At 64.6% G+C, this 8,865-nt stretch carries 8 protein-coding genes; 1 reads left to right on the top strand and 7 read right to left on the bottom strand.

All coding sequences use genetic code 11. The features are described 5' to 3' along the window. A partial coding sequence (locus VIE67_RS01680; RefSeq protein WP_332022644.1) for an SAM-dependent methyltransferase occupies nucleotides 1–500 on the top strand: 500 nt, incomplete at its 5' end. Here VIE67_RS01680 and VIE67_RS01675 read toward each other — a convergent pair. From VIE67_RS01675 to VIE67_RS01645, 7 genes are all read right to left on the bottom strand, one after another. Then, on the bottom strand, nucleotides 489–1,721 hold the full coding sequence (locus tag VIE67_RS01675; protein WP_332022642.1) for a multifunctional CCA addition/repair protein: 1,233 nt from the start codon (nucleotides 1,719–1,721) through the stop codon (nucleotides 489–491). The two genes, VIE67_RS01680 and VIE67_RS01675, sit on opposite strands and share 12 nt — an antisense overlap. Before the next feature lie 132 nt (nucleotides 1,722–1,853). Beyond that, nucleotides 1,854–3,896: a transglycosylase SLT domain-containing protein gene (locus VIE67_RS01670; protein ID WP_332022640.1), complete on the bottom strand. Its 2,043-nt coding sequence runs from the start codon at nucleotides 3,894–3,896 to the stop codon at nucleotides 1,854–1,856. Nucleotides 3,897–3,939: 43 nt separating this feature from the next. Next, nucleotides 3,940–5,622 carry a trehalase family glycosidase gene (locus VIE67_RS01665; protein WP_332022638.1) on the bottom strand — a complete coding sequence of 561 codons (1,683 nt, stop codon included), beginning with the start codon at nucleotides 5,620–5,622 and terminating at the stop codon, nucleotides 3,940–3,942. Nucleotides 5,623–5,660: 38 nt separating this feature from the next. After that, nucleotides 5,661–6,464: an endonuclease/exonuclease/phosphatase family protein gene (locus VIE67_RS01660; RefSeq protein WP_332022636.1), complete on the bottom strand. Its 804-nt coding sequence runs from the start codon at nucleotides 6,462–6,464 to the stop codon at nucleotides 5,661–5,663. A 62-nt stretch (nucleotides 6,465–6,526) separates the two neighbouring features. After that, nucleotides 6,527–7,219, bottom strand: a complete 693-nt coding sequence (locus VIE67_RS01655) for a thiol:disulfide interchange protein DsbA/DsbL (protein WP_332022634.1) — start codon at nucleotides 7,217–7,219, stop codon at nucleotides 6,527–6,529. A gap of 46 nt (nucleotides 7,220–7,265) precedes the next feature. Beyond that, nucleotides 7,266–7,952, bottom strand: coding sequence for a thiol:disulfide interchange protein DsbA/DsbL (locus tag VIE67_RS01650; protein ID WP_332022632.1), 687 nt, complete (start codon nucleotides 7,950–7,952; stop codon nucleotides 7,266–7,268). Nucleotides 7,953–8,184: 232 nt separating this feature from the next. Then, a complete protein-coding gene (locus VIE67_RS01645) occupies nucleotides 8,185–8,865 on the bottom strand; it encodes a c-type cytochrome (protein WP_332022630.1) in 681 nt (226 codons plus the stop codon).

The following is an 8,865-nucleotide window of genomic DNA, read 5'->3' as shown; positions in this document are numbered from 1 at the left end:
CCAACGCGCTGGGCCAAGTCATTGGTGAAGACGTCCTGCGCGCGCTGCCGCGTCCGTATTGTTCGGAATTCTGTACCTTGCTGGCGCCGTGGCTGGCGGAAGTCACGCGCACACTGGAGCGTGGCAGCGCTTTCTTGATCGACTACGGCTACGCGCACGGCGGGTACTACCATGCGCAACGTAGCGCCGGCACCTTGCGTTGTCACTATCGCCATCGCGCACACGACGATCCGTTGATCCTGCCCGGCGTACAGGACATTACCGCATGGGTCGACTTCGATGCGCTGACGCGCGCGGGCACGGCGGTGGGCCTTGCGGTCGCCGCGCACAGCACGCAGGCGGAATTCCTGATCGCGCACGGTCTCGATGAAGTGTTCGCGCAAGCCCATGCGCAAGTATCCGACGAAGCCGCGCGCTATGCGCTCGCGCAGCAGGTCAAACGGCTGACACTGCCGACCGAAATGGGCGAGCGGTTTCGGGTGATGCAGTTACGACGCTGACTTTGGAGTAAGCGCCGCAATCGCGTTTACGCGCGCCGCACGCATGGCTTCACCGACCGCTGGCCCTTGCAAACCTCGGTCGACAAACGGCTGCGCGCCGACTTCCGCAGCGGCGGCAAACGCCGCGCGCAGAAATTGCGCTTGCGGATACGCCGACTCTTCGAGGCCCAGACGTCCGCGCTTGTCCGCTTCGCAGGCCAGCAGGAAGGGCTCGATGCGGTCTGGACGGCGGAAGGCGTCGAGTTGCTCGAAGATGCCGAGCACGGTTGCCGGGCGCAATTCCAGTGCCGTATGCGTGAGCAGATGCAGCTTGCACACCAGTTGCGCCAGCGCGGCGTATTCGGAGGGTACTTTCAGCCTTGCACACAAGGCGGCAATCGGTGCGATGCCGCTATGCTCATGGCCGTGATGACGCGGCAACTGATCCTTGGGCGTCAGCGCCTTGCCGAGGTCGTGCACGAGCGCACACCAGCCGATCAGCGCATCGCCTGGAGCGAGGCGTGCGGCCATGTCGACCACCAGTTCGGTATGTATGCCGCTGTCGATTTCAGGATGGAATTCCGCGCGCTGCGGCACGCCGTAGAGCGCGTCAATTTCGGGAAAGAGTCTGGCCAGCGCCTGGCAGTCGCGCAGAGCGCGCAAAAATGCGCTCGGCGTCGATTCGGTCAGCGCTTTCTGTGTTTCGGCCCAGACGCGTTCGGGCACCAGATGATCCACTTCGCCGCTGCTCACCATCTGCCGCATCAGCGCCAGCGTTTCGTCCGCGATGCGAAATCCACGCGCGGCGAAACGCGCCGCGAAGCGTGCGACGCGCAGTACGCGCACCGGGTCCTCGGCAAACGCAGGCGAGACATGGCGCAGCAGTTTCGCGTCGAGATCGCGCGCGCCGCCGAAGGGATCGATCAACGCGCCGTTTTCGTCTTCGGCGATTGCATTGATGGTCAGGTCGCGCCGGCGCAGATCGTCTTCCAGCGTCACGCTCGCGTCAGTGTCAAACGCGAAGCCGTGGTAACCGCGTCCGGTCTTGCGCTCGGTGCGCGCGAGCGCGTATTCCTCGCCGGTTTGCGGGTGCAGGAACACGGGAAAATCCTTGCCCACCGGTTTGTAGCCCGCGCGCAGCAAGTCCTCGGGTTGCGCACCGACAACGACCCAGTCGCGGTCCTTCACCGCGATGCCAAGCAAGCGGTCGCGCACCGCGCCGCCGACGAGATAGGTTTTCATCGGCGCATTATGCGGGAAGACGCGAAACGGGGAGATGGGGAGATGGGGAGATGGGGAGATGGGGAGACGGGAGACGGGAGACGGGAGACGGAAAAACCTGCTCTTCGTCTGTCCGTCTTCCCGTCTATCCGTCTACCCGCGCTTCTGCGAGACAGCCGCCGTCGAAGGCGCTGCCTCTTTCGCCGCCGGACACGCAACCGCCCGGCGCATGACCTTGTCGCCGGGTGGGTCGTAGGCCTGGCCGATGCGCGGCAGGCGCGACGACAGCGTCTGCACCGCGCCATGCAGGCGCCAGTCGTAGATCACGCTGAATGCGAGCACTCGCGAAACGTATTCACGCGTTTCCTTGTAGGGAATCGTTTCGATGAAGAAATCCGGATCGAGCGAATCGCGCGCATCGACCCAGCGCGTGACCGGATCGGGGCCCGCGTTGTAGGCCGCGCTCGCCAGCCACGGACTGCCGTCGTAGCGTGCGGCCATCTGGCCGAGATAAAGCGTGCCGAGCTGGATATTGAGGTCCGGATCGAGCAGATCGGCCGCGCCGCTGTAGGACAATTGCCGCTCGCGCGCGAGCCGCGCCGCGGTGCCGGGCAGCAGCTGCATGAGACCGTAGGCATTGGCGGCGGATTTCGCATCCGTGGTCCACGCGCTTTCGGCACGGATGATCGCGTAGGCCCAGGCTGGATCGACGCCGCCGGCGCGCGCGTCGCGCAGAATCTGCTCGCGCCGTACGAGCGGGAAGCGCAGAGTATACAAACGCAGGTCCTCGCCCCGGTTGAACGCATACACCGCACGGTCAATCCAGCCGGCGCGCTCGGCCAGCGCGATCGCCTGACGGCGCTGCTCGGCGCTCAGGCTCTGCATGGCGAAATCCCACTCGCGCCGCGCCTCGGTGAGGCGGTCGATCGCGAAGAACTCGAACGCGCGCGAGAGATTGGGATCCTTGTGCAACGCGTCCTCGGCAGTTTTGTCCTCGACCAACTCAGTGGCGCAGATCGTGTACGCCGCGCCGATCTGGTCCGCAGCGAGGAAGCCGTAGAAATTCGCTTCGCTCGCCAGCGCGCGGAACAGCGCCGTCGCCTCGTCGCCGCGGCCGAGTTTGGCCAGCATGCGCGCGCGCAGATAGCGCCAGCGCGCATCGTTGCGCTGCACTTCGGGCATGATTTCGAGCGCCGCCAGCGTGGCCTTGAAATCGCCCGTTGCGAGTGCCGAACGCACGCGCCATTCCCGCGTTGTATCGTCGGCAAGATCGGCAGGCAGCGCCGTCAGGCGCGAGAGCGCATCGGGCGAGTAGCTGGTGGCGCGATACAGCGCGATCGCACGCAGCGCACGGCCGCGCTGCGCCGCATCGAAATGGAATTGCGTACTCAGCCGGCTCCACTGAGCGTCGGCGTCATCGGCGTCGTGCCGCGCGAGACGTTCGATCGCGAGCGTGATTGCCGTGCGCGAACGCGGCGCATCGGGCCAGCCACTCGCGTGCTTCAGCGCGACGGCGGGATCGTGCAGCGCCAGCGCGGTATGTTCGGCGGCTTCGCGTTCGGCGCCATCGAGCAGCGGCGCGAGCGCGGCGATTACGCCCGCATTGAACGCCTTCGCCGAAGCCAGTTCGATGCGCTGCCAGACCAGCGCGCTGGTCAGCTTGCCCTGATCCTGTGCCCAGCGCGCCGCCGCATCGCAGGCGGCGGGCAGCGCATTGGCACTGAGCCAGAGCGGCTCGACGTCCTTTTCGAAATCCAGTTTTTCGCCGAGCGCAAGGTGCGCCTGCAGCGCATCGCAGCGCAGCTCGCGGCTATGCGTCGTGTCGTCGTACAGCGCAAGATAGTTCTTCCAGTCCTCGCGCTTGGCGAGTTCGAGCAGAAACGCTTCGCGCAAGGTCGCCGCCGGCAGCGAATCCGGCCAGGCCTTGAGAAACGCGTCGGCTTCCTCGCGCGTCAACTGCGCGATGCGCCGCTGCATCGAGGCGAGGCCGAGATACGGATACAGCGGATAGCTTTCCAGTCCCGCCGCGAGCCTGGCCCAGGACTCGGTCGGATCGCGCTTGGCCATTTCCCAGACTGCGGGAAACTGGTCGCGTTGGCGTGCAAGTTCGCCGTCGTCGGTGGCGGCTTGCACTGCGGGAGCAGCGAAGGCGAGCAGCAAGGCGACGAAGAAAAGCAGGGAAGAATGGCGGGGCATGGTTCGCAGAACGATCAACGGCATGACAAGTGTACCGATTCCTTCATGGCGTGCTTGGTGTCGCTGTCAGCAATTCGTGCATTTTCAGATACACGCCGTTGGTCCAGCCAAAACCAATCACATTGTCCTTGTAGCCGGCCTTGATCTGCACCTTCGCGTCGCCGCTGACCATGTTGTACTTCTCGCGGATCGTACCGTCGTCGGCGAAGCCGCGGTCGATCGTCGCGCTGAATTTTTGCGCGAGACGCCGCGCATCGTCGTGGAATCCGTAGGCGTCGAGGCCGGCGACCGCGAGCCAGTTGGTCGGCGCCCAGCCGAACGGCTCATCCCATTGCACGCCGGAGTTGGTGGTACTCATCGACAGGCCGCCCTTGCGCTCGAACAGCGCAATTTTCTGACGTAGCGCTGTCGCCTGTTCGCGGTTGGCGACGCCGGCCCACAGCGGATAGAACGCGGTGACGTAGGCGTAGCTCGACGCCTTGCCGGTCTGTTCGTCGAAATCGGCGTAGGTGCCCTGATCGGGCTGCCACAGATATTTGTCGATCGCCGCGTGGCGCGCATTCGCCGCCGCCTCCCAGCGCTTCGCATCCTCGCCCAGACCGAGCCTTGTCGCGAAATCGCGCAGATCCTGTTCGTAGCGGAACAACAGGCTGTTCAGACACACCGGCGCGTAGTGGTGGGTCGAACCGGCAAACGGACCGAAGCGGAAGGTCACATCGAAACCGGACTCGCGCATTGCGCGATCGCCGAGATAAAAATCGGCGCTCAGTCGATAACCGTCGAGCCACGCATCGGCGCAGACTTTCGAGCTGCGCACATCGCAACTCGTCTGCTTGAGCCGCGTCGCTTCCACCGCATCGGGCTTGGCGGATGCCTTGATCAAATAACCGGGATCGTCCTGCGGATGCGCGCGCAGCCAGCGGATCACGTCGCGCAGATATTTCGCATCGCGCATTTCCGGCACCGGGCCGCTGCCATAGTCGAAGTAGCGTGCGAGGCCGGTGTCGCCCAACTGGTGTTGCCTGCTGGTCCAGATATCGTGGTCGCGCACGGCGAGCGGATAGGCGCGTTTGAGCCAGGCCTGTGCATCATCCTTGTTGCGAAAACTTGCCGGGTCGGCGAGCACGGCACGGATCATCGAACTCAAAAACGGCGGCTGCGAACGGGTCAGGTAATATGTGCGATTGGCATTGAGCACCGCGCCGTAGTGCTCGACTTCGAACAGCTGATTCTCGACCATGCCTCGCGCCAGATCGTTGTGATGATCCGCCAGCAGACCCAGCACGATGAAATAGCTGTCCCAGCCGTACATCTCGTTGAAAAACCCACCGGGTACGACGTAGGGATTGGGCAGGTAGAGCACGCCTTGCGCGGGCAATTCCTGCGGCGGCAGATCGCCGATCCGCGCGATCGTGCGCGGCAGCGCGCGCACATCGACCCCGCAACGCTGCTTGAGCGCGGCGAGATCGGCTGCGATCGCCATGTCCGCCGGCACATACAGGACCGGATGCGTGGCGACCTTGCTGTCGGCGAGCGCGCTGCAGTCCCCGAGCGCGCGCGTCAGCGTGGGCCAGGCCTGATGGATATAGGCCAGGGTTTTTGCCGGGTCGGGTTGCGCTGCTGCAGCAGGCGCGGGTGCGCAGATCGCCGCGGCAAAACAGCAGCCGGCAAGGCCGGCACGCGCGAGCGCCTGCGACGCGATGGCGAAAATACATTTGCTGTTCACGCTTTGTGCCCTCGATCGACGATGTTCAATCCTGCGACCTACGCGCTCAGCCGCAGCGGTTCGGGCAGACGAATCGTCGCGGCCAGCGGCAGGTGATCGGATACCGGATGCGGCAAAGTAAACAATTGCTCAATTTCCATTTTTTCGGAAACGAGGATATGGTCGATCGCGCGGCGCGGACGCCAGCTCGGAAACGTCGCCGGCGGCACGCCGTGGGCCGGGGTCAGGCCGGTGCGACGCAGCAGGCCGACCAGTTCGGGCGAATCCAGCGCGCAGTTCAGGTCGCCCATCAGCACGGCCAGCGGCTGGCGGCCGATCAGATCGGCGATGAAGCCGAACTGGCGCATGCGCGCGACCGGCCCCAGCGAAAGATGCGCGACGACGACGACCAGCTCGCCCGCGGCGGTCGGAAATTTCGCCCACAGCGCGCCGCGGCCCGGGATGCGGCCGGGCAGCGGGTAGTCGCGCACTTCGAGCGGCTTGATCCGCGTCAGCAGGCCGTTGCTCGATGCGGCGAACTGCGCGATCTTGCGGTTAGGCTGATGGCTCCAGTACGGAAAACCGGCCGCTTCGGCCAGGTACTGGGTCTGGTTGAGAAAGCCAGAGCGCAGGGAACCGGCGTCGGCTTCCTGCAGGCCGACGATATCGTAGTCGGCGAGCAGTTCGGCGAAACGATCCAGATTGCCGCGCTTGCTGCGCGCCGGCAGCACCTGTTTCCAGCTCTCGGTGACGTAGTGGCGGTAGCGGCGCACGCTGCCGCCGGCGAGGATATTGCAACTGAGCAGACGCAAGCGCTGGGGTGCGGCTTTCGCCTCGGTGGTTTGGTTACGCGGTGCGGACACCCTGCGAGCCTACGGCGCGTGCGCGACGACCGCAAGCGGGAAGATAGCTCAGCGCGGCAGGGTCAGTGCGGTGTCTTGTGCGGGGCGGCCTTGGCCTGTGCCTCTTCCTGCTTGACCAGATACAGCGCGATCTCGACGATTTCCTTCGGCCCGATCTTGCGCTCGGTGTTCATCTCGACGCGGTACTTGCCATTGACGACCAAGGTCGGCGTCGAGCCCACCCCATACGCGCGCACGAGTTGATCGCCGCGCGCCATCTCGCTGTCGATCACAAACGAATTCGCGGTCGAAATAAACGTGGACGGATTCACGCCGTACTTCGCATAGAAGCTGGTGGCGAGCAGATCGAGTGAGAACAGCGGCAGGTGATCGCGATGCAGGGCGTCGAACAGCGCCTGGTGCGTCTTGTCGAGCACGCCCATCGTGCGCGCGGTGTAGAACGCACGCGCAAACGGTTCCCATTGCGCGTTGAACACCGCAGGGATCGTGACGAACTGCGCGTCCTTCGGCAGTCTGGCCTTGAGTGCCTCCACGTCAGGCTGGAAGTGAGCGCAATGCGGGCACGCATACGAGAACACTTCGACCACTTCGATCTTGTCGCCGGTCGAGGTCGGCTGCGGCGGATCGATCGGGAAATAATCCGTACCCGACTGCCAGGCGCGCGCCGCAGGCGCCGCCGTGGCGGCGTTCTGGTCGGCATGGCAGGCAGACACGACAAACAGGGCGACGAGCAGAATGGCGAAACGTTTGAACATGGGTGTTCCCGGGTCGGTGATATCTGGATCGGCGATGTTGGCCGGTTTATTTGGCCGTGGATTCCCGCTGGATCAGGTATTGCACCAGAGGAACCACCTTGTCTTCGCCGCCGGCGGACGAAAGCGTCAGCCGATATTTGCCGGCGACAACGATCGTCGGCGTCGAGTCCGTACTGGTCGCCTTGAGGTACGCGTCGGCGCGTTTCATCTTGGCGTTGATCGCGAACGAATTCGCGGTGGCGACGAAATCCTCAGGCTTCACGCCGTATTGCGCGTAGAACTTGGTCGCTGCGTCTTCGATGCTCGGCTGCGGCTTCTTCAGTGTGCGGCCGTCGTCGTTCATCGTTGCCAGCGTGCGGTCTTTCCAGACTGCATCGAACATCGCGTCGTGCGACTTCTCCGCGATACCGAGCGCCTGCGCGGTGTAGTAAGCGCGCTGGAACATCGGCCAGTCCTCATTCGCATTGAACGATGCCGGCACGTAGGTCATCACCGCATTCGGCGGCAGACTCTTCTTCAGCTTGTCGATCGTCTTGTAGGCGATATTGCAGGCCGGACAACCGTAGGAGAACACCTCGGTGACTTCGATCTTGCCGACCGAATCGGTCGGCACCGGAGGGTCGATCGCGAAGTACTGCGTGCCTTCCTTCCATGGCACGCTGACGCTGTCGGCGGCGTGGGCGGCGGAGGTCATGGCGAAGGCACCGAGCAGAACAAGACTACGAACAAACATGCAATTTCCTCAATGGTCAGCGCGAAACCGCACGTCGCGCAAGCGACCGGCACGGCGCAGACAAAGACGCGCAACGGCGCGGAAAGTTTCCTTGCCCGTCATTCCGACATGGATTGCCGGAATCCAGTCCGCAGGGAAGCGACGAACAACTGCTGCGATCCGGACGACTGCCATCCGCGGCTTCTGGATCCCGGCATTCCCTGCCGGGATGACTTGAGCATGGTCGCTCAAGTCACTTCGCAACCGTGCTGGTTTTCGCGCTGGCCGAATGCAGGCCCTCGACATAGCTGGCGAGCGCGCCGATCTCGTTGTCGTTGAGCGATTTGGCCACCGCCACCATGATCTTGGCGCGGTCGTCGTCGGAGTAGCCTTTGCCGTCGCGGAATTCCTTGAGTTTCGCGGCGACGTAGTCGGCATACTGACCGGCCAGTTGCGGATAACCCGCACCCGGGTTGCCGCGCCCGTCCGGACCGTGGCAGGCCATGCACGCGGGGACGCTGTCCTTGCCGTCGCCGCCGCGGAAATACGACTGTCCGAGCGCGACCAGCTTGCTGTCGGCGACGCCCGGCAGCGAGGTCTTGCTCGCGAAATAGGCGCCGATATCGTGCATGTCCTGCACGCTCAAGTTGGCGATGAAACCCATCATCACCGGATTGGAGCGCTTGCCGCTCTTGAACAGTTCGACCTGGCGCACGATGTAGTCCTCGTGCTGGCCGGCGAGCTTGGGGTACTGCGACATGGTCGGATTGCCGTCGACGCCGTGGCAGGCGCCGCAGGTCGCGGCCTTGGCCTGGCCGGCGGTCGCGTCGCCGGGCTTGACGTCCGCAGGCGCATCCGCGGCGCGCGCGCAACCGAGGCCGAGCAGGCCGGCGCCGGTCAGGGCGGCGAAAGCCATCACATGCCGAAAGCTCAT

This window comes from Rudaea sp., assembly GCF_036560865.1.
Lineage (GTDB): Bacteria > Pseudomonadota > Gammaproteobacteria > Xanthomonadales > Rhodanobacteraceae > Rudaea.
The sequence above is the reverse complement of the archived record's forward strand: the minus strand, read 5'-3'. Positions and strand labels throughout refer to the sequence as shown.